27 protein-coding genes are annotated in these 21,735 nt (G+C 41.9%); 16 read left to right on the forward strand and 11 right to left on the reverse strand.

Going from position 1 to position 21,735, the window contains the following annotated elements; translation table 11 throughout:
• Positions 1-39: 39 nt before the first annotated feature.
• Positions 40-1,179, forward strand: coding sequence for a polysaccharide deacetylase family protein (locus ISG33_RS13515; protein WP_195734134.1), 1,140 nt, complete (start codon positions 40-42; stop codon positions 1,177-1,179).
• 22 nt (positions 1,180-1,201) lie between these two features.
• Here the strand turns inward: ISG33_RS13515 and ISG33_RS13520 are convergent, their stop codons facing one another.
• The 6 genes from ISG33_RS13520 to ISG33_RS13545 form a co-directional block, all read right to left on the reverse strand.
• Positions 1,202-1,870: a GNAT family N-acetyltransferase gene (locus tag ISG33_RS13520; RefSeq protein WP_195734135.1), complete on the reverse strand. Its 669-nt coding sequence runs from the start codon at positions 1,868-1,870 to the stop codon at positions 1,202-1,204.
• 38 nt (positions 1,871-1,908) lie between these two features.
• Positions 1,909-2,568, reverse strand: coding sequence for an SCO family protein (locus tag ISG33_RS13525; RefSeq protein ID WP_195734136.1), 660 nt, complete (start codon positions 2,566-2,568; stop codon positions 1,909-1,911).
• 69 nt (positions 2,569-2,637) lie between these two features.
• On the reverse strand, positions 2,638-3,540 hold the full coding sequence (cyoE, locus tag ISG33_RS13530) for a heme o synthase (protein ID WP_195734137.1): 903 nt from the start codon (positions 3,538-3,540) through the stop codon (positions 2,638-2,640).
• Positions 3,541-3,575: 35 nt separating this feature from the next.
• Positions 3,576-4,559: a COX15/CtaA family protein gene (locus ISG33_RS13535; RefSeq protein ID WP_195734138.1), complete on the reverse strand. Its 984-nt coding sequence runs from the start codon at positions 4,557-4,559 to the stop codon at positions 3,576-3,578.
• A 14-nt stretch (positions 4,560-4,573) separates the two neighbouring features.
• A complete protein-coding gene (locus ISG33_RS13540) occupies positions 4,574-5,152 on the reverse strand; it encodes a redox-active disulfide-containing membrane protein (protein ID WP_195734139.1) in 579 nt (192 codons plus the stop codon).
• Positions 5,139-6,008, reverse strand: a complete 870-nt coding sequence (locus ISG33_RS13545; protein WP_195734140.1) for an SURF1 family protein — start codon at positions 6,006-6,008, stop codon at positions 5,139-5,141. Before ISG33_RS13545 ends, ISG33_RS13540 begins: the two co-directional genes overlap by 14 nt.
• Before the next feature lie 70 nt (positions 6,009-6,078).
• Between ISG33_RS13545 and ISG33_RS13550 the strand changes: the two genes are divergently transcribed.
• Entirely contained in the window at positions 6,079-6,321 is a 243-nt protein-coding gene (locus ISG33_RS13550) for a DUF2909 domain-containing protein (protein ID WP_195734141.1), read from the forward strand.
• A 58-nt stretch (positions 6,322-6,379) separates the two neighbouring features.
• Here the strand turns inward: ISG33_RS13550 and ISG33_RS13555 are convergent, their stop codons facing one another.
• Genes ISG33_RS13555 through coxB form a run of 4 tightly spaced genes read right to left on the reverse strand, consistent with a single transcriptional unit; the run spans position 6,380 to position 10,734 of the window.
• Positions 6,380-7,279 carry a cytochrome c oxidase subunit 3 gene (locus tag ISG33_RS13555; protein WP_195734142.1) on the reverse strand — a complete coding sequence of 300 codons (900 nt, stop codon included), beginning with the start codon at positions 7,277-7,279 and terminating at the stop codon, positions 6,380-6,382.
• A 1-nt stretch (position 7,280) separates the two neighbouring features.
• A complete protein-coding gene (locus ISG33_RS13560) occupies positions 7,281-7,943 on the reverse strand; it encodes a cytochrome c oxidase assembly protein (protein ID WP_195734143.1) in 663 nt (220 codons plus the stop codon).
• 43 nt (positions 7,944-7,986) lie between these two features.
• Entirely contained in the window at positions 7,987-9,606 is a 1,620-nt protein-coding gene (gene ctaD / locus ISG33_RS13565) for a cytochrome c oxidase subunit I (RefSeq protein WP_195734144.1), read from the reverse strand.
• A gap of 12 nt (positions 9,607-9,618) precedes the next feature.
• Positions 9,619-10,734, reverse strand: a complete 1,116-nt coding sequence (gene coxB, locus ISG33_RS13570; protein WP_195734421.1) for a cytochrome c oxidase subunit II — start codon at positions 10,732-10,734, stop codon at positions 9,619-9,621.
• 396 nt (positions 10,735-11,130) lie between these two features.
• On the opposite strand from coxB, the gene ISG33_RS13575 reads away from it, so the two are divergent.
• Positions 11,131-11,436 carry an NIPSNAP family protein gene (locus ISG33_RS13575; protein ID WP_195734145.1) on the forward strand — a complete coding sequence of 102 codons (306 nt, stop codon included), beginning with the start codon at positions 11,131-11,133 and terminating at the stop codon, positions 11,434-11,436.
• An 83-nt stretch (positions 11,437-11,519) separates the two neighbouring features.
• On the opposite strand, the gene lexA is transcribed toward ISG33_RS13575, so the two are convergent.
• Positions 11,520-12,140, reverse strand: a complete 621-nt coding sequence (gene lexA / locus ISG33_RS13580) for a transcriptional repressor LexA (protein WP_195734146.1) — start codon at positions 12,138-12,140, stop codon at positions 11,520-11,522.
• Between the two features lie 173 nt (positions 12,141-12,313).
• On the opposite strand from lexA, the gene plsB reads away from it, so the two are divergent.
• From plsB to ISG33_RS13645, 13 genes are all read left to right on the forward strand, one after another.
• The gene (gene plsB / locus ISG33_RS13585; protein WP_195734147.1) at positions 12,314-14,749 is read left to right on the forward strand and encodes a glycerol-3-phosphate 1-O-acyltransferase PlsB; all 2,436 of its coding nucleotides are present in this window, start codon (positions 12,314-12,316) and stop codon (positions 14,747-14,749) included.
• 74 nt (positions 14,750-14,823) lie between these two features.
• Positions 14,824-15,252, forward strand: a complete 429-nt coding sequence (locus tag ISG33_RS13590) for a DUF695 domain-containing protein (protein WP_195734148.1) — start codon at positions 14,824-14,826, stop codon at positions 15,250-15,252.
• Positions 15,253-15,404: 152 nt separating this feature from the next.
• Positions 15,405-15,746, forward strand: a complete 342-nt coding sequence (locus tag ISG33_RS13595; protein WP_195734149.1) for a hypothetical protein — start codon at positions 15,405-15,407, stop codon at positions 15,744-15,746.
• Positions 15,747-15,802: 56 nt separating this feature from the next.
• Positions 15,803-16,147, forward strand: a complete 345-nt coding sequence (locus ISG33_RS13600; RefSeq protein ID WP_195734150.1) for a hypothetical protein — start codon at positions 15,803-15,805, stop codon at positions 16,145-16,147.
• Positions 16,148-16,265: 118 nt separating this feature from the next.
• Positions 16,266-16,466: a hypothetical protein gene (locus ISG33_RS13605; RefSeq protein WP_195734151.1), complete on the forward strand. Its 201-nt coding sequence runs from the start codon at positions 16,266-16,268 to the stop codon at positions 16,464-16,466.
• A gap of 223 nt (positions 16,467-16,689) precedes the next feature.
• Complete coding sequence (locus ISG33_RS13610) at positions 16,690-17,583, forward strand: acyl-CoA desaturase (RefSeq protein WP_195734152.1); 894 nt, start codon at positions 16,690-16,692, stop codon at positions 17,581-17,583.
• 30 nt (positions 17,584-17,613) lie between these two features.
• Entirely contained in the window at positions 17,614-18,501 is an 888-nt protein-coding gene (locus ISG33_RS13615) for a hypothetical protein (RefSeq protein ID WP_195734153.1), read from the forward strand.
• Positions 18,502-18,631: 130 nt separating this feature from the next.
• A complete protein-coding gene (locus tag ISG33_RS13620) occupies positions 18,632-19,336 on the forward strand; it encodes a hypothetical protein (protein WP_195734154.1) in 705 nt (234 codons plus the stop codon).
• Between the two features lie 87 nt (positions 19,337-19,423).
• Positions 19,424-19,615: a hypothetical protein gene (locus tag ISG33_RS13625; RefSeq protein WP_195734155.1), complete on the forward strand. Its 192-nt coding sequence runs from the start codon at positions 19,424-19,426 to the stop codon at positions 19,613-19,615.
• A gap of 85 nt (positions 19,616-19,700) precedes the next feature.
• Positions 19,701-20,009 (forward strand): hypothetical protein, encoded by a 309-nt coding sequence (locus ISG33_RS13630; protein WP_195734156.1) that lies wholly within the window; start codon positions 19,701-19,703, stop codon positions 20,007-20,009.
• A 114-nt stretch (positions 20,010-20,123) separates the two neighbouring features.
• Positions 20,124-20,549, forward strand: coding sequence for a hypothetical protein (locus tag ISG33_RS13635; RefSeq protein ID WP_195734157.1), 426 nt, complete (start codon positions 20,124-20,126; stop codon positions 20,547-20,549).
• Between the two features lie 86 nt (positions 20,550-20,635).
• Entirely contained in the window at positions 20,636-21,100 is a 465-nt protein-coding gene (locus ISG33_RS13640; protein ID WP_195734158.1) for a hypothetical protein, read from the forward strand.
• Between the two features lie 220 nt (positions 21,101-21,320).
• Positions 21,321-21,677 (forward strand): hypothetical protein, encoded by a 357-nt coding sequence (locus tag ISG33_RS13645; RefSeq protein WP_195734159.1) that lies wholly within the window; start codon positions 21,321-21,323, stop codon positions 21,675-21,677.
• Positions 21,678-21,735: the final 58 nt, after the last annotated feature.

Genomic DNA, 21,735 nt, shown 5'->3' on the forward strand with positions numbered 1-21,735 from the left:
AATTTAAGCCAATAACATTCTTCCAATAAGGGTAGCGTGATGACACTGAATCTACAAGGCCGCCGCATTCGCCATTTTCTGCCACTGCTTGCACTTTCTTTGGCGCTTTTAATCAATCTTGCTCAGGCTAAAACAGCTACGAAAACGGCTGGGAAAACGGCCACCACAACATTGTCGCCCAAGGGAGAGCAGCAGCAAAGTTTCGTTATTCTACAGTATCATCATGTGAGCAGCACTACGCCTAGAGTAACATCAACTAGCCCTGATGAATTTGAAGCCCACATGGCATATCTGAATGAGCACGCTACCGTCATGTCACTTGATAGCGCTATCAATAGGCTTAAAAATAGACTGCCGTTTCCCAAAAATGCAGTTGCGATAACTTTTGACGATGGCTTTGATAACATCTTGGAGAATGGTCATCCCATACTTCGACAGTATCAGTTTCCCTACACCATTTTCATTAACCCTGACGAAATTGGCGTAAGTCCTTCTCAGTTGAACTGGAATGAAGTTAAACAAATGAGCGAAGAAGGCGTGCTGTTTGCCAATCATACCCTTGATCATATCCATCTTTTAGACCGCTTCTCAGAAGAAAACGACAAGGCGTGGTTAGTACGCATACAGAAAAACATAGAGTCGGCTGAAGCCAAGCTAATGGATGAACTGGGCTATTCATTAAAATGGTTAGCTTATCCTTTCGGGGAGTTCAGTATTGAAGTGAAAAACCTGATTGCTAGCATGGGCTACGTAGGTTTTGGGCAGCAGTCTGGTGCCGTAGGGCCATTCAGTGACATCACAGCTCTGCCTCGCTACCCCGCTGCTGGAAGCTACGCAAAACTTGAAAGTTTACGCACCAAGATACATAGCTTGGCGATGCCAATCACAGGGCTGCGCCCAAGCAAATCGCTTATGCAAATCGGTGAAGTGCTAGAAAAGATAGAGCTGGAGACCAACTTTGAGGGCTTTTCAGCCGCGGAACTAGCCTGTTACTTCAAAGGCAAGTCTTTGGAAGTAACAAAGACTGAACGCGGCTTTTCCATCCAATTAAATGCACGCTTCACACCCGGGCGAACGCGGGTAAATTGCACCGCCCCAAGTAGCACTGACAGATCTCGATACTACTGGTATTCAATTCCATTTTTCACCGCACAAGAAGATGGTACTTTCCTTGATTAACTCGCTATGCAAGCATAGGGAATTACTTCAGGCTCAAGCTCATTCTAACGAAGTGCTGTGCTGTTGGCACGAATTGACTTTCACGCTCAACGTCAAACCCTGCTTTTAAATAACAGTAGAAAGCGGCTTGGTTGCTTTTTTCCACATCGAGCACAAGTTTATCTTTACCCATTTCCTTTGCTTTTTTGATAGCAAAATGAAGCAAGGTGGTCGCGAAACCCTTATGTCGACTTCCTTGCTCAACAGCTATGTGTCCTATGCATAATTCATGCTCTTCTGGTGGTCGAAAACAAGCATCTAAATCTTGTTTGTTGCTGAGAAGGTGGGTTAGTTGAGATAGACTAAAGTGATGCTTTAATGCGCTTAAAGTGAAAGATTCAAACAGTTCAGGCATGGCATAGTGCCAAAGTGTGCAAATAGCGCGAGGCCCTAAATATGCTCCACTCGCTTCAGCTTTACTTGCGCTTAACTCGGGCGTTGAATAAACACCAAAATGCCGATTAGCGGAAAATTGTCCGTCGTCGAGAGCACAGGCAAAGCTAATAAAACTGAGCGCACTACGCTCGCCACCAAAAAGATAAGCCAACAAGCTTGGCTCAGAGGAAAAGATCAGCTTTGCAATGGTTTTGGAATCCTCAACAGAACATTCGCTCACCGATGACAGTCTGATTTCTTCGCTAGTTAATGGCATCGACAAAAGGGCCTAGTGTTGATCTGAGCGATAAACTATTAGCCATTTTGCAGAAGCACTGGCACGTCGGCCTTGAGTTCTTCCATATCGCTAATAGCCAGTTCGCCAGGCAGGAGTTTGGGTTTAAAACGACCCACTACGTTGCCATCAGGGTTAATAACGACGATAGAAGCACTGTGGTCAACTAAATAGTTGGGATTGTCACTACTTTCACTCATTGAATACATCATGCCCATGCTTCTAACGAGTGGAAAAAGCTGATCGTGAGAGCCAGTGCTAGCAACAAAATCAGCATTGAAAAAGTTGACATATTCATTGAGTCGCTCGGTAGTATCGCGCTTTGGATCAACCGATAGAAACCAGATTTGTAATGGCGTATTTGACTGTTGTGCCACCAACTCTGGATAAATTTTATTAACTTCACTCAAGGTAACGGGGCAAATATCGGGGCAAAAAGTATAGCCGACGAACGCAAGCGTCCATTTTCCAGTAAGATCTGCATTCGTCATTGTATTATTACGATGGTCAGTGAGCTCAAACTCACTCAATGCGCGAGCTTGAGGATACCAACTCATGTATTTGGTTTGCTCGTTAAGTGCTTTGTCTTCAATTGACGGCGGTGCGATAGTTACCGCTAAGTACACACCCAATACCAAGGTAACGAGTGCTACTAGCCCAACTAGTTTATTCTGATTCATTTTTGCGTATCCAAATGATGCTACTTTTTCAGTAAGTTGTCGGCAATACTATCAAGCAAAGAGTGTTACCTACAAATAGATATAGTGATCGGCAAGTAATACAACGAACAATATCATCAGATGTAGAATCGAAAACTTAAAAGTATCCATCGCCGTTGTGGCGGTAGGACGATACTTCAGTTTTATTGCGTAATACATAAAGCCAGCATTTAAGAGGGTAGAACCAATCAAATAAATCAAACCGCTCATATCAACCAAGTAAGGTAGCGCACATACAAGGCACATTAAGACGGTATAAAGCAGCACGCAAGTCTTTGTAAATTCAATGCCGTGAGTGACCGGTAACATTGGAATTTCGGCTTTCGCATAGTCTTTTTCACGATGTATTGCTAAGGCCCAAAAGTGTGGAGGTGTCCAGGTGAACACAATTAACACAAGCAACAAAGCATGAGCATGGATATCACCTGTTACTGCGGTCCAGCCCAACAAAGGCGGCGCGGCTCCAGCCAATCCACCGATCACGATATTTTGTGGCGTTGCTCGTTTTAAGTAAGAAGTATAGATAACAGCGTAACCCACCAAGCTCGCAAGCGTTAACCAAGCGGTAAGCATATTCACAAACAAGGCCAATGAAACGAAGCCCATTAGGCCAATCACAAAGGCAAAAACTAATGCACGTTGCGGAGAGACCTTGCCTTTCGCAACAGGACGATTAAACGTTCTGGCCATAACACTGTCAATTTTATGGTCGACAACATGATTGATTACAGCCGCAGATGATGAAAGAAGTCCAATACCCAACATTCCAAATACCAATACTTGAAGATCTATCCAAGTAGGCGTTGCCAAACACATGCCGACCAAAGCAGTCAGCAATAAAAGCATGACTACACGAGGCTTGGTCATTTCATAGTAGTCTCGCCATGTGGCTTGATTTCGAATAGCTTTGGAAGCGATAGCTTGTTGGCTCATTGGCTTCTCCTTTTATAATTTTGAGATCTTCTTGATCAATATTTTCGATACATGGTGTAGGTGATCATCACCATCACCAAGAGCAAACAGGCAGCAACCGCATTATGCATTGTAGCTACAACAAGCGGCAGGCTGTAAACCACATTGCTCACGCCAAGAATGACTTGTAAGCCAAGTACGAGTGTCATTGTTACCGCTAAACGCTTCATCAAACCAGAAGATGAGCGCTGATAAAGTAAAACGGCAAACCAACACAAATAGATAAAGGTGATGATCGCACCAATACGGTGAAAAACATGCATCGTCGCGCGCTCTTCGTAGTCATGCACACCAAATTCGTAATTTTCCGCTGCTGGCACACTAAAGGCCCCTGCAATATCCAAGTTGGAGAACCAATTACCTTCACAGATAGGCAATTCAGTGCAAGCAAGCGAGGCGTAGTTTGCGCTGGTCCAGCCCCCGAGAGCAATTTGCCATACAAGAATAACAATCCCAATACTGCCAAATTTAGCGAGCTGTCTTACTTGGGAGTCACCACCGGGAATTCGGTAGGGCGTTAAGCGTAAATAAAGTAAAAACAGACACGATATCACCGTGAAACCGCCCAAGAGGTGTGCCATTACAACCACCGGCAGCAAATTCAAAGTGACTGTCCACATGCCTAGCGCACCTTGAAAGCAAACGAGCAACAATAGTGCGAAAGGAAGCTTAATGGGGCCGTTAGCGCCTCGAAGTTTTTTGACAAGAGAGGCGATAAAAATAATCAGAATAAAGAAGCCTAAACCCGCAGCAAAATAGCGATGAATCATTTCATTCCACGCCTTTTCTGCTTCAACTGGTCGCTCTGGAAAAGCTTGATTCGCTTTTTCTACTAACTCCTCAGTTTGTGGCACAAGAAGAGTGCCATAACAACCCGGCCAGTCAGGGCAGCCAAGACCTGCATCAGTAAGACGAGTATATGCACCTAGTACGATAACAAATAGTGCTAAGAAAATACTAGCAAGCACTAAGTTCTTCATTTTACAAGTTCCCGTTAGCCAATCCGTGATAGTTTCAACAATTTTTTGAGGTCGGCCAAAATGTCACGGCTATCCATAATTGCTTGTTCGCGCTCTAGTGTTAGCTCATATTTAAGAACCACATTTCCCAGAGTGTCTACAATGAAAATACCATTATTACCCACAGCATTAAACAATTTATTAACATTTTTTGAATCTAAGTTTAACACTTGTCCGAAATTGTTGACGCTTAGGTTATCTACAGCTTTTGCATCACTGCTTTCAGTAACAAGAAACAGGGCGTCGACTCTGTCCATTTCGCGCCCGACAGCTTTGCGTACCTGACTTATGCTGAAAACCGCGTTTTCACAAGCAATGTCACAAGTGTTTGGCACGGTGTAAAGTAGCTTCCAATGCGGTTCGGCACTTTTGTTGGCAAGTATGCTACTGGCGTCGATAATCGGGTCGAGCAAGATACCGCGATTAGTAGAGCCTTTGTTGAACCAATCATTCTCCAAGGCAAATTTGGCTAATATTACAGGAAGAATGAACACCACAATTAAGGCGATGATAGTGAACTTTTTTGACTTTGCCTTAGCGCTATTTTCTTGCATTTTGATCCTCTTTATTATTTTTAGAATGAAGTAGTTTGAGTACGCTTAGTAGATAAATAGTGAGTGCAGCTATGCCCAAACCAAACCATTGAACAGCGTAACCAAGGTGCTTTTCTGGCGCCATTACAACTGGCTGCCAATCGCGAACGAAGCTTGATTCGGGGTTAGGGTTAATATTAACGATGTAAGGCAGTAGCTTTTGCTCAGAGTGAATACCGAGATGCCTCTCTACCTCTGCCATGTTAAGTTGTTGCAGAACGGCTGGGAAGATACCGTAACGCGTATTAGTTTCGCTCACCATTTTATTATTCGATGGGTATTTTACCACGCCCGCTATGAGCACTGACTCTGGCAAATGATCAATACCATGGGTAGGTCTTGGTATGTCTACAGGACTGCTTAATAGCTCAAGTTCTGACGCAGAGAGGCTAGGTAATTTACTTCGGCTTCCTCGCGGCCCAACACCTTGTATCCAACCTAAATTAACTAAAATAAAGGTTTCATTAAGCATATTGTTGCTGTTATCGAGTTGTACCGGCAAGATGATCTCGTAACCCACCTTGCCTTGATATATTTTGTTGTCGATATAAAACAGCTGTTGCGACTTGCTTTTACCAGTAAAGCTAATAGGGAAGTCTTGTAGCTCGTTAGCTTTACTAGGCAAGCTATTTTGAAGCAACAGTTTATTCAGCTCTTGTGGACTAAGGGCCTTATTTTGCTTACGTTCCTCAATTTGCGAAAGGCGGATGTCTTTTTCGACTTTTCGATCTAATTGCCATAGCCCTAAGCCAAACATGATGACAACACACATCAAAGTGATTAAGGTAGGTATTAGAGGTAAATTGCGAAGCCACATAAGCGTAAGTAAACCTTAGAAATCCTTGTCATCCCTTAGGGATTAATGCAACAACTGCAGGAGAGCAAGCGTGTTAATAGTTAAAATAGTGATTGCTGGTTTATTAATCTTTATGGTTTTCAGCTTATTTAAAGCCATGATGATCATGATAAAAAATGAACAAAGCGAAAACATGAGTAAATATATTGGTAGACGCGTTCTTGCCTCAGCGTTGATCATCGGGTTAATACTGCTTGCTGTTGCAACAGGTATTATCGAACCAAACCCTTCACCCTATCCGACCCAAGCGACGACGAGTTCGAGCGTTAACTAGCGCATTATATGGGCTAGCAAGAACATCGCTTGCTAGCCCAAAAAGTCCTTACCTTCGTCTACAGAATATACACAAAGAAAAACAACATTACCCAGACAACATCTACAAAGTGCCAATACCAGCTACCTGCCTGAAACGCGAAATGCTCTTTGGGACTAAAGTGCCCTTTTAATACCCTAAAAAACAATACAATCAATATAATTGTGCCTAAGGTAACGTGCAAACCGTGGAAGCCGGTGAGCAAAAAGAAGGTATTGCCGTAAACACCGGAATCCAGTGTGAGATCTAAGTCTCTGTAGGCATGAATATATTCTTGACCTTGTAATACGATAAATATCGAGCCCAAAACGATAGTAGCAGCAAGTAACCAAATTAACTGCTTTCGCTTATCCTTTTCCAAGCCTACATGGGCAAAATGGAGAGTGACTGACGATGCTAACAATAATGCAGTATTAATGAGCGGAAGACCTGTCCAAGGCATTGCTTGTGTTGAGGGCTCGCCGGTAGTAATAGCATCTGCTGGAGTAACTAATAGAGGCCATGTTGCTTGAAAGCCATTCCACAATACTTCGTTCGTTGATGCGTTATTCGACGCGCCTCCTAACCAAGGAATGGCAATGGCACGAGCATAAAATAATGCACCAAAGAAGGCTGCAAAAAACATCACCTCAGAGAAGATAAACCACGCCATCCCCTGACGGTATGAACGCCCAAGTTGTGCGCTATATAGGCCACTCATAGATTCATCGATCTGGTTTTTAAACCAACCGGTGATCATGACCAGTAGGAGCGCTAAACCAGCCAATAAGATATAAAACCCATAACCATCTTTGTCTTTGGTACTTTCAATTACGTAGTTACCTGCACCAACTGCAATTAGAAAGAGCGCGACTGCGCCCACAATCGGCCAGACGCTTTGTTCGGGCACATAATACTTTTGATACTCTTCTTGAGCCATTTTATTCTCCATTAGCTGTTGTCATGGCGACGTCAACAGCGGGTTGTACTTTGGCAGATATGTCATACAGGGTATATTGCAAAGTAAATACACTAATATCTTTGGGTAATTGCGGGTCAACATAAAATTTCATCGGCATAAGCGCTTCATCACCCGCTTTTAAAGGCTGGTGTTGAAAGCAAAAACACTCGGTTTTATTAACATAAAGTGCTGCCGTGCCAGGTGACACAGACGGTATTGCCTGAGCGATAATGTCACGCGAGGTAGGATTACGCACAAAAAATGCAACCTCACTCATTTCACCCGGATGTACACGAACCTCAGCGGTCTGGGCAGTAAACTCCCAAGGCATCCCCGAATGCGTTCGGGTAATGAACTCTACCTTTATCGTACGCGATTCATCTATTTCGACAGCTTCATAAACTGCGGCTTGATCTGAGGTCTTCCCATTAATTCCGGTTAAATCACAAAACACATCGTATAAAGGCACAAGTGCGAAGCTGAAACCCAACATGCCAACAACAACAAACGCCAGCTTCTTAACTGTGCGCATATTTTCAGCCGCAATCTGCTCTCGCGTTTTATGGCTAGGGTTTACAGAGTTAGTAGCCTCCGAGCCTTCTAGCCCTTGCTGTTGATGTTGAGTGTTGTTGTTTTCAGTCATGGTGTTTCCGCGTGCCCTTATAAAAGCTATCGCCTGAAGTGAATTACTTCACCACAGGCGGTGTTTCAAATGTGTGATAGGGAGCTGGTGATGGAATTTCCCATTCCAAACCTTCTGCGCCCTCCCAAACTTGGTCAGACACTGGCTCACCTTGCTTTTTGCAAGCCTTGATAATTAACACAAGAAAAATAAGCTGAGAAAGACCAAAGGCAAAACCACCAATACTGATCCACTTGTTGAAGTCGGCAAACTGCAGTGCATAATCCGGAATACGGCGAGGCATACCTGCAAGGCCAACAAAGTGCATGGGGAAGAACAGCACATTGACCGAGATTAATGAACACCAAAAATGCCACTTCGCCAATGTTACATCGAACATCTTCCCAGTCCATTTAGGCAACCAATAATAAACGGCAGCCATAATTGAGAACACCGCCCCTGTGACTAACACATAGTGAAAGTGGGCAACAACAAAGTAGGTATCATGATACTGGAAATCTACCGGTGTAATCGCCAACATAAGGCCCGACAAGCCGCCGATGGTAAATAGTACAATGAAGGCAATGGCGAACATCATAGGCACTTCAAAGGTCAGTGAGCCACGCCACATAGTTGCCACCCAGTTAAACACTTTTACACCTGTGGGAACCGAGATAAGCATAGTAGCAAACATGAAGAACATTTCAGCCGCCACTGGCATGCCTGTTGTGAACATGTGATGCGCCCAAACGATAAAAGACAACAGTGCGATTGACGCCGTTGCATATACCATAGAGGCGTAGCCAAATAGTTTTTTCCGCGAGAATGTTGGCACAATCGCAGATATGATGCCAAAAGCAGGCAGGATCATAATGTAAACTTCAGGATGACCAAAGAACCAAAAGATATGCTGGAACATAACTGGATCGCCACCGCCAGCTGCATCAAAGAAACTCGTACCGAAATATTTATCGGTGAGAACCATGGTAACGGCGCCAGCAAGCACAGGCATTACTGCAATAAGTAAGAAAGCAGTAATTAACCATGTCCATACAAACAAGGGCATTTTCATGTAGGTCATACCAGGAGCGCGCATATTAAGGATTGTTACAACAACGTTGATTGCGCCCATAATGGATGAAATACCCATAATGTGTACCGAAAACACAAATAAGGCAGTACTATCGTTACTATATTGTGTAGAGAGTGGCGCGTAGAATGTCCAACCGAAACCTGGGCCGCCACCTTCCATGAAGAGTGAAGACAGTAATATAAGAAAGGCAAATGGTAGTATCCAAAAACTCCAGTTATTCATTCTAGGAAGTGCCATATCTGGCGCACCAATCATCATTGGCACTAACCAGTTTGCTAAGCCAGTGAAGGCTGGCATAACCGCACCAAACACCATAATCAGACCGTGAACGGTAGTCATTTGGTTAAAGAATTCAGGATTGACAATTTGCTGACCGGGCTGAAATAGTTCCGCTCGAATGACCATTGCCATTGCGCCGCCCACCAAAAACATAATGAAGGCGAACCATAAATATAAGGTACCTATGTCTTTATGGTTTGTAGTGAGCAACCACCGACTTAGACCTGTTGGAATGTGATGCTCATGATGCTCATCGTGATGTTGGCCATCAGCGTGAGTGTCTTGTGTATTTGTAGCTGTTTCAGTACTCATTATGATGACCTCCTATTTGCCGTTAATAAATGCGTTAACGTCTTTAGCTTGGACCATATCGCCGGTGTTGTTCCCCCAAGCGTTTCGCTCGTAAGTGACAACGGCTGCAATTTCAGACATTGTTAACTGCTTACCAAAAGCTGGCATGTTGTTTTTACCATTAATGATGTAGTCGATATGAGCTGGAATATTTTGCTTCTCTAGTGCAATCGCACTGCCTTTCAATGCAGGGAAAGTAGGCGGTAGCCCTTCTCCATTTGGTTGATGGCAAGCCACACAGGCTGTGTTATATACTCTTTCACCCTGAGTCATGAGCTCGTCCATACTCATATTGAGTGCAAGTAAGCGCTGCTCTTCGGCTTTTGCTTCGATTGCGGCAAGTTCTTGCGCTTTTATCCAAGCCTCATACTCGGCAGGCTCTTTTGCTATAACAACAACCGGCATAAAGCCATGGTCTTTGCCACAAAGTTCAGCACATTGGCCACGGTAGATCCCAGGTTCATTAACGTTTGTCCATGCTTCATTAATAAAACCAGGGTTGGCGTCTTTTTTAACAGCGAAATCCGGTACCCACCATGAATGAATAACGTCATCTGAGGTTATTAAGAAACGTACTTTCTTGCCGGTAGGAATAACCAATGGGCGATCAACTTCAAGGAGATAGTTCTCGCCTTTTTCAAATTTATTTTGAATTTGCTCGCGCTGGGTCGCCATCAATGAGAAAAATTCAACTTCTGGATTGTCCTGATACTTGTAGTGCCACTTCCATTGAGAACCCGTGACAAGAATGGTCACCTCAGATTCAGTGGTATCTTCCATTGCCATGAGTGTTTGCGCAGCAGGCCATGCCATAGCAATGAGTATAATAAATGGGATTACAGTCCAGAGAACTTCGACCTTCACATTTTCATGAAAATTGGCAGGTTTTGCACCTCTTGATTTACGATGCATTACCATTGAATAAAACATGATGCCAAACACCACCACACCAATAACGACACAAATCCAAAACATTAACATGTGCAAGTCGTATACTTGAGCACTTATGTCGGTAACGCCTTCACGTAGATTAACGTCAGATCTTTCTGCAGCAGTCGTCGCGATTGCCGAATTGCTAAGCGCGAGCATTGCGCTTACAAGCAATGTTGATATTCGCTTCACTGTGATACTCCTTCACGGTTTTTCTTCCATCAGATTGCTTTTAATTGTTCAGAAAACACACTCTAATGTAAATTTATTGTTATTAGCTTTAACGCAATGTAAATCAATGTATAACTATTAAACAAAGTCCCTACTTAGTCTAGTGTTTTTTTGATATTCGTAAGAAAAAATTACTAGGGATTGGTTTTTAACAAGCAGAAAAAGCTGATGAAAATATTCTGATTTTCTTTATTGGACTTTTTTGACAAGCTTTATGAAATAAAAGCCAAATTTTGGATGCTATTGCTGTATCGAGAAAGTGGTAATCACGGGGTCGCTTGAATATACTTAGTTTTCATTTTGCGCAACTAGGCTACTGTTCTCATGATCACCTGCTATTTGAAATACATCATTAACCCCGCAGAAATTAATGCCTTCGAAAGGTATGTCAAGGCATGGATCCCCTTAGTGAACAAATTTGGCGGGCAGCATCACGGCTATTTTTTACCTTATGAAGGTGCTAATAACCTTGCCTATGCGATGTTTAGTTTCGCTAGCCTTGCCGAATATGAAAGATATAGAGAAAAAATTAAATCTGACAACGACTGTATTGCAGCGTTTCGCCTAGCCGAAGAGAGCCAATGTATTGTGAGCTACGAAAGAAGCTTTATGAGACCGGTGTTTGAGTAAGACGATAATTTGCGCTATTTAGTTTAGAGAGTAAGCCTGCGCAAGAACTACGCAAGCTTAACAGGGTATTATTACGCCCAGCATTACATCCAATCGGAATTACGAATCACACCGACGGCTATGCCTTCAATATTAAAAGGCTGCGATGCTAGGTCGACTTTAATTGGCGAGAAGGATTCATTCTCAGCATGCAGTAATACTTCACTGCCGCGTTTTTCAAAACGTTTTACCGTAACATCTTCATCAACACGGGCAACAACTACTTGGCCATTATGCACATCAGTTGTGCGATGCACTGCCAGAATGTCGCCATCGAGTATGCCAATGTCTTTCATACTCATGCCATCTACACGAAGTAAAAAATCTGCATTGGGTTTGAAAAGGTCTGGATCAACTTTGTAATGACACTCAACATGCTCAGTAGCTAGAATAGGCTCGCCAGCAGCAACGCGACCAATTAACGGTAAACCTTCTTCGACTTCATCATCCAAAGCGCAATTTAAACGAATACCGCGCGACGTACCCGGTATAATGTCAATCACACCTTTTTTTGCTAATGCTTTAAGGTGCTCCTCGGCGGCATTCGCCGATTTAAAGCCAAGACTTCTGGCGATTTCTGCGCGAGTTGGCGGCATGCCAGTATCGAGCATCGTATTTTTAATTAAGTCGAGTACTTCTTGTTGTCTTGGTGTTAATGGACGCATAAACAGCCTGTTTTTCTATACAGTTAGGTGTAAGTATATACAGTAAACATAAAATGGCAATCATCAATTCACATTTTGTTGCCGTTGTTTTATAAGGAATTAATATTTCATTCAGTTGTCGTGTTATTATTGGCAAGTGATTACATGAATATCCGAGTTTAAGGAAATAAAGCATGAGTGCTGTTCGCAGTTTGTTGCGTAAGGTTTTTACAAGTCCGATTAGGTGGCTTATTTCGGTAAGAAGCGTGCCCGCCAATATTGAAGCAGAATTAGGCATCGACAAGAAAAAGCCCATCCTCTATCTTATTCAAACTGAATCGATTACGGATCTTGTGGCCTTACAAAAGTCGACAGCAGGATTAGGGCTACCTGATCCCAGCTCAACGATCAGCTTTTTAGGTGAAGAACATAAGCGTTGTTATTACCTTTCACGCCCACAAGGCTTGTTTACTCGGAAGGTAAAGAAGACTGAAATTGAAGATGTGTTCACCGATATGTTCCATCTGCATCGAGAGAATCCCGAGCTCGATCTTCAAGTTGTCCCAGTTTCAATCTCATGGGGTCGCTCTGCAGGAAAGGAATCATCGGGCTTTGCTCAGCTTCTCGCCGACCGAGCGTCGCCTTCATGGTTAAGAAAGTTTTTCATTGTTTTGTTTCTAGGTCGCGACAACATTGTCAGTTACAGCAAGGCAGTATCAACGCAACAAATGGGGCAACTCCACGGGTCCAACCAACGCATATCTCAAAAATTAGTAAGGGTCGCTCGCACTCACTTTCAACGCAAGCGTCAAGCCATGTCGGGCCCAATGCTTTTAGAGCGAGCGACTTTGCACAATTCACTCTTGGCCGCAGACAGTGTGAAAGCAGCAATGCATGAAGAGATGCGTCAAAAGAAAATAAGCAGTGAAGAAGCTAGGAAAAAAGCACTCGACTATATCGACGAAATCGCTGCGGATTACCGAGAAGGGTTAATCCGAATAGGCGACCGCATTCTGGGCCGCATTTGGAATAAAATTTATAATGGCATTCACGTCGGACACGCCCATCGTGTTAGAGAGTTAGCACAAAACGGGCATGAGATTATCTATGTACCCTGCCATCGCTCGCATATGGATTACTTACTACTCACCTACTGTATTTATAACGAAGGTTTAGTCACCCCCCATATTGCTGCTGGTATTAATCTTAACTTTTGGCCTGTTGGAAAAATATTTCGACGCGGTGGTGCTTTCTTCCTGCGCCGAAGTTTCGCGGGTAACAAACTATACACGGCAGTATTCAAAGAATACCTAGAGTTATTATTCAACAAAGGGTATTCAGTTAAATATTATCCCGAAGGTGGACGCTCCCGAACTGGTCGTTTACTACCTCCCAAAACGGGTATGCTTGCAATGACCTTACAAGCCGCCGTAAAGGGTATAAACCGCCCCGTGTCGATAGTGCCAGTTTATTTGGGCTACGAGCATGTTATGGAAGTAAAGAGCTATCAGAAGGAGTTGAAAGGAAAAGGTAAAAAGAAAGAATCGCCAACCCAAGTATTTTCCGCTATTCGTAAATTGAAAAACTACGGGCATGGTTTCGTTAATTTCGGTGAGCCTTTGCAAATTAATCAATTTTTAGATGATACGGTTAGCGATTGGCGTGAAAATATTCCTAGCGATCCCGACAAAAAGCCCTCTTGGCTAACACCAGCGGTTAATAAACTTGCCGACACCATCATGACTCGCATTAATAAGGCCGCGGCTCTCAATGGCACAGCATTAGTTGCACTTTGCTTACTCTCTTCCAAGACGCAAATAATGAGTGAGTCTGAACTCACCAATGCTATCGCAGATTACTTAGAGCTTTTAAAAAATGCGCCTTTCAGCAATGATTTCACACTTCCCAAGGAAGATGCGCAAGAATTAGTTCAAACAACACTCGCACTTAAACGCTTTGAACAATCTGAAGATGAATACGGCAAATTAGTCGCCACTAAAGAAGACAATGCTGTGTTACTCACCTATTACCGTAATAACATCATGCATGTATTTTCATTACCAAGTTTGATTATGGCGGTGGTGTTTAATGCCAAAAAATCAGAAAAATCTGCGGTATTAGCGATGGTAGAAAAACTCTACCCATTGCTGAAGCGCGAGTTTTTTATGCATTTGAGTGTTGAACAGGCGATTGAATATGCAAGCGAATTAATTGCACAAATGAAGCAACAAGGTTTGTTAGTTCAAAATGGCCGCTATTTGGTTCCACCAGCAGCCAGCGATGATGGCTTTCATTCATCATGGCTACTGAGCCGTGCGATGCAGGAAACTTGGCAGCGCTATGCGGTAGTGCTCAGAGTACTGGAAAAAGAAAAGTCGTTAGGACGCTCACAACTCGAAAAGCAAAGCTGCGTGATAGCAGAAAGACTTTCCACGCTTTATGGCATGAGCTCACCTGAGTTTTATGATAAGAATGTTCTAGGAAGCTTTGTGAATGCACTTCGTGAAAGTAAGCTATTGACTACACTCGAAGACGGTACTCTAGAGTTTTCTCAAGACAGTCTGGCACTGAAAGAATTAATTAATGAATTAGTGTGGCCAGAAATAGCCCAGCACTTAGAAAAAATATAACCAACATTTAAAGTCAGATATACTTATCAGGCACGTTAATCTGTTACGTTAATTTACTAAAGGAAGATGAAATCATGGAAGACAAAAAATGGAATTTAATTGCCATTGAGGATGAAGATGGCAGCAAAAGACTGTATAGATTTTTTGAAAATGCTACCTCAGGCATCAATAAAAATGAGTTCACAGAGAGTATTTCAATATACTGGCAATTTGCTGATGATGGGTTTCCGGACAATGAAGTGAGTGAGGTTTTAAAAGTTTTCGAAGAATTTATGGAACCTTTGGACGACTCTCAAAATAATAGCTTTGTTACATTTGTTTATACTGGCTACGGGAAGAGGGAATGGTGTTACCAAGCTAAGGATTATGCTCTGTTTATGGACCAGCTTAACGACGCATTGGCAGAGAAACCAATGTTTCCAATAGAAATCGAGCATAGCCCTGATCCTGAGTGGGAATATTACTCTGGTATCAAAGAAATGCTTACAGAAGAAAATACATAACTCGACAAATAAGGCGGGACTGCGAATAGCCCTAACCGTTCCGCTTCATTTTTCTTATCTTTTTGCTAGCTGGTTGTATTTCCCTGCCAAAATCGGAGCAAGAATTAAAAACTAACCACTTCAAAATAGAATCAAAATGCGTTCAAACTGAATTGTTTAAAGCCTTCGAAATCATTGCTCAAAATACCGCTCGCTGTCATGGCGGTGCTGACGGTTCAATAGTTCCTGCCGCTGGCGGATACATGGCTATATCAACGGAGGACCGAATAGAGGGTTATATTTCAAATGATAAAACCTTTGCAAAAGTATCAGTAGAACACATCAACCCTGTCGCAGGTGGGTTTCTTCAACTTATCGAATTACAAAAAACAGAGTCTTGCCCAGCTAGCATAAAAGTATACTTACTTAATGATTCAACCAAATGGAAAACAGCTACTGAATCTGTTTTTAAATGGCTCGAAGGTGATAAAAGTTCATGTTTCGAGTTAATGTGAAACATAATAATCAAATGCAGCCGACGCCAGACTGCGGCGCGGCTAATTGAGGTATTATGCGTAAGTCGCACTTGCCACTTTTTTTGTCAATTCTATTGGTGTCTTGCACGTCTAGGAGTGGCATTCATCCACCCATTCTTGAATTGGCATTCCCTGAAGAGGAATATGAAATCTGGAGCCCCGAGATTACGTTTCAAGTAGGCTATTTAGGTAATGAGCATGGGTATTACGGTTATTTCATCGATGATAAGATGTTATATCTAGCAAGTACGAATGGCTCTAGTGGGCGCGTAAGGAGAGGTATTCTAAAAGCAGACTTATGTGTTGGTTTACCTAAGCAGATTGAAAAATTGAAAACTTCGTTACTGTTATCATCAAAAATTGCATTAGGGAATCAATAGCACTGCAGTTGCATGTCTAGATAGGTTGGAAGGCTGGCAACAAATTTAAACTTTAACTTTGGGCAACGATGTGAGCTCGTTCTTTCAATTGCTATTCTCAAAGGTGTTTAACTAATTAATGACGGATTTGCGCGCATCAGTTGTTTGCTTCGCGCAACTAACTATCAGTTATCGCAGCGGCGTTTCAGCCAGAGATGGCTTCAGTAAAACCTTACTTAAACCAAAACTCATTGCACCTGAAATCTGCATTTTGGTCTTGGCAATTTTTGGTTTCTTTTCAAACGAGGCAAGAAAAGAGGTCTATTTTTTTGTGTGGTAATTTTAATGCAGGAAATTCTTTTGCAAATGTTGTTAGACAACTAGATACTATTAATATGTCAGAATACAAAACAGAAGACACAGAGCAAGGAAAGCGCATTGTTAACAGCAGCAAATTCAATTTGCATATGGTTAGGTGCAAAATCGAATTTAACCCACAAGACGAATTGGTTGCTGTTTATTACGACTAAGCTAACTGCGGGTAAATTTGAGAATTTAGTCATATGATGGAACCAGTAAAAAGAATAGTTGTTGAATCTTCAAGGCCAATTCATGGAAGGATTCAATACGACTATCTAAAGATGGGGTGGAATCTGAGTGTTATTGTGTTGGCCTTTATTTTTGCACCCGTCACCTTTAGTGTTAACGCTTTCTTACTGTTTCTTTTCACTACTTATTTCACTTTATTAGTTGGTCATAGTGTTGGAATGCATCGCATGATGATTCACCGCACATTTAAAGCAAATATCTATGTCAGAAGAGTGCTCATTTATATTGGGGTCTTGGTAGGAATGTCTGGTCCATTCGGGATAATACGGATACATGACATACGAGATTGGGCGCAACGAAAAGCAGTTTGTCATGATTTTTTTAGCCATAAATCGTCATTTTTTAGAGATCTCTGGTGGCAGTTGACCTGCAAATTTGAATTCGATGAACCACCAAAGATTGAAATCGAGCCTTCACTTCAAAACGACAAGTTTCTCATCTTCTGTGAAAAAACGTGGAGATTTCATCAGCTAATTATTGCAATCATTTTTTATTATTTGGGTGGATGGGATTTTGTTGTTTGGGGAGTCTTTGTCAGAGTTTCATTGAGTATTGTAGGTCATTGGACAATAACCTATTTTTGCCACAACCCCGGACCCGGACGCTGGAATGTGAAAAATTCAGCAGTGCAGGCATCTAACATAAAAGGACTAGGTTTGATAACCTATGGTGAATGCTGGCATAACAATCATCACGCATTTCCTGAATCGGCTAAAATTGGACTTGAAAAAGGGCAATGGGATCCTGCTTGGTGGTTTATCAAAGCCATGAGTAAAGTAAATTTAATATACGATGTGAAACTAACTAGGGAAGAGGGGAAAAGGGATGATTTGGTTGACGTTAGCTAACAAAATAGTCGGTAAATATTAAAAATGTCCTTGCCAATAAAAATATTAATGTGGATCGCATTAATAGTCTTAGTCGTTGTATTGTCTCTCGGATCTCTCATTGTATATGTAACACATTACGGAGCTCCTATAGAACATGACATAACTCCTACAGAGCATGACAAAATTCCTACGAAAACTGTCAGTAGACTTGGGCCTTCAGAAGTGCGTTTTTACGGAGATATAACGCCTGAGAACGTCGACAATGCGCTATCGTTGTTAAAACCTGGAGACACACTTGTCATATCTAGTGGTGGTGGAAATGGAGTCGAAGCACTGAGATTAGGAAAATATATACATGCTAATCAGATATCAGTCGAAGTTAAGGTTCTGTGTTTGTCCTCATGCGCGAACTATATTTTTTTAGCTAGCCCTAGAAAGGTACTCTATAGCGACGCCTTACTTGTGTTCCACGGTGGAATGAAACAGAAAGGACTCGAAGAGGAGACTATCAAAAAATTAAGAAGCAAAAAGCTCAATTCAAATACCTCAGATATCGATGCGGCGAGTAAAGAAGGAAAGCAAGCAACTTCTTACGTAAGAAAAGCTGGTGCTCTTACACCAGACGAGTGCAGATTTAATCATTATTCATCTGGAACATCTAATAATAACTTGGAATCTTTTATCACAGCTTGTATTGGCGCGATGTCCGATTTAGAAACCGAGTTTTATAATTCTATCGATTGTTCATACTGCCATGAATTACCATATCATGGGCAGCGTGGCATATACGAAAAAGAATGGAAAAGTATGAAATATGAAGGGTTCTACTACAGCATTGCAAAGTTGAAGAGCTATGGGATGGATGTCGAGGTTAAAGGGGGAGAGTGGGCCCCTAAAAAGAACGAGTATATTGAAAAATTCTATGAGGTGTTTTAAGCGTAAATCTTATTGACTTCGCACTTACTAGATATACACATAACAAGGAAATTGAAGCTGACGCTAGCAACAGCAGCCAACGTGCTCAATTTGGTGTTAATAGTTAATGTCATCCACCCAAGGAGCAAAAATGACAAAATATTTAATAATCGTAATCACAATACTCGCTGCGGGTTGCACTAGCGTTGGTACCACCCATCGTCCAAATGATTACTATAATTCAGGGAGCAAGGAGGAAAGTGATGAGCCGCTCTTTGGCTTGACTGTAGGAACCCTTGCAGATAAAGATATAGAGCGAATCCTGAATTATCGGCTAAAGCTCCCCGCAAAAAATAGAATTGCTATTCTCAAGCTGACTAATGAAAGCTACTGGCGGTATTACTCTAATGATTTCACCCAGCTCAACGACTCAATTGTGGCAGATTTTATTGGACAACTGAGAAAATCCCCAAGAGTATATGATGCATCATTCTTGCCCAGCATGTTGGTCCCAGAGCAACGAACAGTGCCTTATCTTCGAGAGGCTGCAGCACGCTACCAAGCAGACTTACTTTTGGCTTATCGATCTAACTGTCGTACCTTTGAAAAGTATAAATTCATTGATCCTCATGAAACCAAAGCTTACTGCACAGTCGAAGCTGTTTTACTCGATGTGCGTTCGGGTATTGTTCCTTTCACTGTCGTTTCAACTAACGAGTTCACCGCCCGCAAACTGCAGAGCGACACAAACTTCAATGAAACTATAAAAAAGGCAGAGATCACAGCTGTGGCCAAGTCATTGAATGAAGCCGCATCTCAACTAAATTCATTTTTAACCAATATTGGTACTATGTAGTGACTGCTTTTTACAAATGTAGCAATGCGACCGCCAAAAGTGTTGCTTCGCAACAACGCGGCACATTCCAGATGTGTTAATAGTCACATGAGCTCAGCAATAACAGCCGATCAATTGGTAATTTTTGCTGCAAGAGGTGGTAACGTTCCACTCAAAATGGCCTTACATCATGCGAGTGATGAAGTGGTTAGGTTGTTAGCATGGTCAGGAGCCAAAGTGAAAAATAAACATCGGCCTCATTGGAAAGCTCGTTTGGAATGCTGCTTAAATGACAATTAACAAAACGTTCAAGCGGATAAATATAAAAAGCGATTTTCATCGCTTAATGTGGAGTTAGTTTTATAAATGGAGGAATTGTTAGGTTATGGACTTTAACAATTCAGTATCAATAGCTGCTGGTAGTGGAATTGTTACGATGTTTATTTTATTCACCACAATTGTTATCCACATTTTATTTGCGATGGGAGTATATTCAGCTGCGAAACAAGGTGAAATTGAAGGGAGCAAAACATGGTTTATTTGGCCAATAGATTGGTCATTTGCGGTACTCGTTTTAGGTCCTTTTTTTGCTGGTATATATTGGATTATTCACCATTCAACGCTTGGTGGTTTTGATGAAAGCGCTATAGAAAGAATTAGGTCTCGTAGAAGGCAAATAAATAATGAAAGCTAACAAGAAAATTGAAGCGGACATTGGCAAGAGCCGGCAACGCCGCTTAATTTGGTATTAGAACGCATGGACAATTCACTTGTAATTTCGGAAAATCGCGACCAAGGGAATAAAGCTATGGCGTCAGTTTTATTGCTTTATTATCACCTAGTTGAAGGCGGCGGCTTTATAGGAAGTGAAGCGGTATACATTGACCCAGACCATTTCAATGGTGTTGACTATATTGATGTATCTGTTGAATCATCGAATAGAAATGAAATATGTGAGGAGTTACTCAGACAGGGCGCAGTTATTTATCTCCTCTGCAATTTAAATACGATGATCGGTGAGTTTCGAGAAGAGCGACCGGACTTGAATTTTACAAAAAAAATTGTCGATATGTTAAAGCGAAAAGCTCTGTTTACTATCCCAGAATTAGCTCCCTTATTGAAACTTTTTGATATGGCAGGGCCTAAATTCGATTACAAAAAGTACTACGAATTACTCGACATAATTTTTTTAAAATATGTAGTAGGAAAGTTTAGTGAGCTTGGTCGTGAATAGGGTTCTAACAAATCAATAAAGACGGATAAAACAAGCACGGTTTTTACCGCATAACTAGTTATTAGACAAAAAGGAAGTTATAGCAAATGGCAATGCAAACATACGTATTCTTCACAAAGGATAGCGCTCCTACTATTGAAGAATTGAAAGATGCAATTAAAGAAAATGGATTTGAATTTGAGCTTCCAGCAGAATTTAAGCTCGATTGCTCCGAGCCCACATTCTTTAAGTGCAATTTTGAAACACTTGAATCTGGCTTTGATTATTTTCTAGGCCTCTACAATAGCGACGATTTTGACTGGGAACCCGAGGATCTTACAAAACTGAAGGAGCCAGAAATAGTTGCGGCTTTCAATACCTATTCTAATGCACAAGAAATTGCAGGTATGCTAACTGTCTCGTCTGTATTAACCAAGATTACAAATGGCGCTATGTATAGCGATTTTTTTGACGATGAATTGTGGACGTCTAAAGACTGCATAGAAATAAGCAAAGAGATCATTGAGAATTCAAGAGATCAGTTTTCAGGGCCCAGTAAAATGCGAAGCTAGCCTACGAACCCTCACCAACTTTTGAGAGTAAATTACATTCTGAGTCCAGAGAATTCGTATTGGCTGAAATAAATACTATCGAAGCCGACCACATAAACATCAAAGAATTTTCGGGCGCTGGAAGTTGGCACAATGAGTTGTCAACAGTGTATTTTAAAGGTAACAAGGTAGTTATAGAAGTGTTTAGGTGCCTAAACAATAAAAGGAATCTATAAAAGTAATGAAAATATGGAGATTGGTTGTTGTAACGGCTATTTTTGTGTTGACGTTTCAAGCGTCAGCAAACACTGATATTTCCGGAGTCTGGAAGCATTCAGACAAACCAGCGCTTATCGAATTCGATTTGAAGTCAGGCCTAGCGACGGTAAAACAGCATGATGATAATCAAAGCGCTACTGGTCTAACAGTCATTAAAGATATCAACTCCGACTCAGAAATAATGCACGTATGGACCGGCAATATGTACAACGGTTACATTGATTCATACGTGGCCGTTACCATTAAATTAATCGATAACTCAACGATAGTAGTCATCGATAACAAAGAGTCAGAAGTGCTAAGGCTCGTTCGTGAGTAGTTTCGCACAAGACAAAAAATAACAAGATGCTTAAGCCATTCATTAGGGACGTTTAGAG

It is taken from the genome of Marinibium conchae (genome assembly GCF_015595035.1).
Classification (GTDB): domain Bacteria; phylum Pseudomonadota; class Gammaproteobacteria; order Enterobacterales; family Alteromonadaceae; genus Glaciecola.

Excerpts from the sequence above, each read along its gene's own strand:
- ISG33_RS13515 (WP_195734134.1), top strand. The coding sequence starts at position 40 with ATGACACTGAATCTACAAGGCCGCCGCATTCGCCATTTTCTGCCACTG.
- ISG33_RS13520 (WP_195734135.1), bottom strand. The coding sequence starts at position 1,870 with ATGCCATTAACTAGCGAAGAAATCAGACTGTCATCGGTGAGCGAATGT.
- ISG33_RS13525 (WP_195734136.1), bottom strand. The coding sequence starts at position 2,568 with ATGAATCAGAATAAACTAGTTGGGCTAGTAGCACTCGTTACCTTGGTA.
- cyoE (WP_195734137.1), bottom strand. The coding sequence starts at position 3,540 with ATGAGCCAACAAGCTATCGCTTCCAAAGCTATTCGAAATCAAGCCACA.
- ISG33_RS13535 (WP_195734138.1), bottom strand. The coding sequence starts at position 4,559 with ATGAAGAACTTAGTGCTTGCTAGTATTTTCTTAGCACTATTTGTTATC.
- ISG33_RS13540 (WP_195734139.1), bottom strand. The coding sequence starts at position 5,152 with ATGCAAGAAAATAGCGCTAAGGCAAAGTCAAAAAAGTTCACTATCATC.
- ISG33_RS13545 (WP_195734140.1), bottom strand. The coding sequence starts at position 6,008 with ATGTGGCTTCGCAATTTACCTCTAATACCTACCTTAATCACTTTGATG.
- ISG33_RS13555 (WP_195734142.1), bottom strand. The coding sequence starts at position 7,279 with ATGGCTCAAGAAGAGTATCAAAAGTATTATGTGCCCGAACAAAGCGTC.
- ISG33_RS13560 (WP_195734143.1), bottom strand. The coding sequence starts at position 7,943 with ATGACTGAAAACAACAACACTCAACATCAACAGCAAGGGCTAGAAGGC.
- ctaD (WP_195734144.1), bottom strand. The coding sequence starts at position 9,606 with ATGAGTACTGAAACAGCTACAAATACACAAGACACTCACGCTGATGGC.
- coxB (WP_195734421.1), bottom strand. The coding sequence starts at position 10,734 with ATGCTCGCGCTTAGCAATTCGGCAATCGCGACGACTGCTGCAGAAAGA.
- ISG33_RS13575 (WP_195734145.1), top strand. The coding sequence starts at position 11,131 with ATGATCACCTGCTATTTGAAATACATCATTAACCCCGCAGAAATTAAT.
- lexA (WP_195734146.1), bottom strand. The coding sequence starts at position 12,140 with ATGCGTCCATTAACACCAAGACAACAAGAAGTACTCGACTTAATTAAA.
- plsB (WP_195734147.1), top strand. The coding sequence starts at position 12,314 with ATGAGTGCTGTTCGCAGTTTGTTGCGTAAGGTTTTTACAAGTCCGATT.
- ISG33_RS13590 (WP_195734148.1), top strand. The coding sequence starts at position 14,824 with ATGGAAGACAAAAAATGGAATTTAATTGCCATTGAGGATGAAGATGGC.
- ISG33_RS13600 (WP_195734150.1), top strand. The coding sequence starts at position 15,803 with ATGCGTAAGTCGCACTTGCCACTTTTTTTGTCAATTCTATTGGTGTCT.
- ISG33_RS13605 (WP_195734151.1), top strand. The coding sequence starts at position 16,266 with ATGACGGATTTGCGCGCATCAGTTGTTTGCTTCGCGCAACTAACTATC.
- ISG33_RS13610 (WP_195734152.1), top strand. The coding sequence starts at position 16,690 with ATGATGGAACCAGTAAAAAGAATAGTTGTTGAATCTTCAAGGCCAATT.
- ISG33_RS13620 (WP_195734154.1), top strand. The coding sequence starts at position 18,632 with ATGACAAAATATTTAATAATCGTAATCACAATACTCGCTGCGGGTTGC.
- ISG33_RS13625 (WP_195734155.1), top strand. The coding sequence starts at position 19,424 with ATGAGCTCAGCAATAACAGCCGATCAATTGGTAATTTTTGCTGCAAGA.
- ISG33_RS13630 (WP_195734156.1), top strand. The coding sequence starts at position 19,701 with ATGGACTTTAACAATTCAGTATCAATAGCTGCTGGTAGTGGAATTGTT.
- ISG33_RS13635 (WP_195734157.1), top strand. The coding sequence starts at position 20,124 with ATGGCGTCAGTTTTATTGCTTTATTATCACCTAGTTGAAGGCGGCGGC.
- ISG33_RS13640 (WP_195734158.1), top strand. The coding sequence starts at position 20,636 with ATGGCAATGCAAACATACGTATTCTTCACAAAGGATAGCGCTCCTACT.
- ISG33_RS13645 (WP_195734159.1), top strand. The coding sequence starts at position 21,321 with ATGAAAATATGGAGATTGGTTGTTGTAACGGCTATTTTTGTGTTGACG.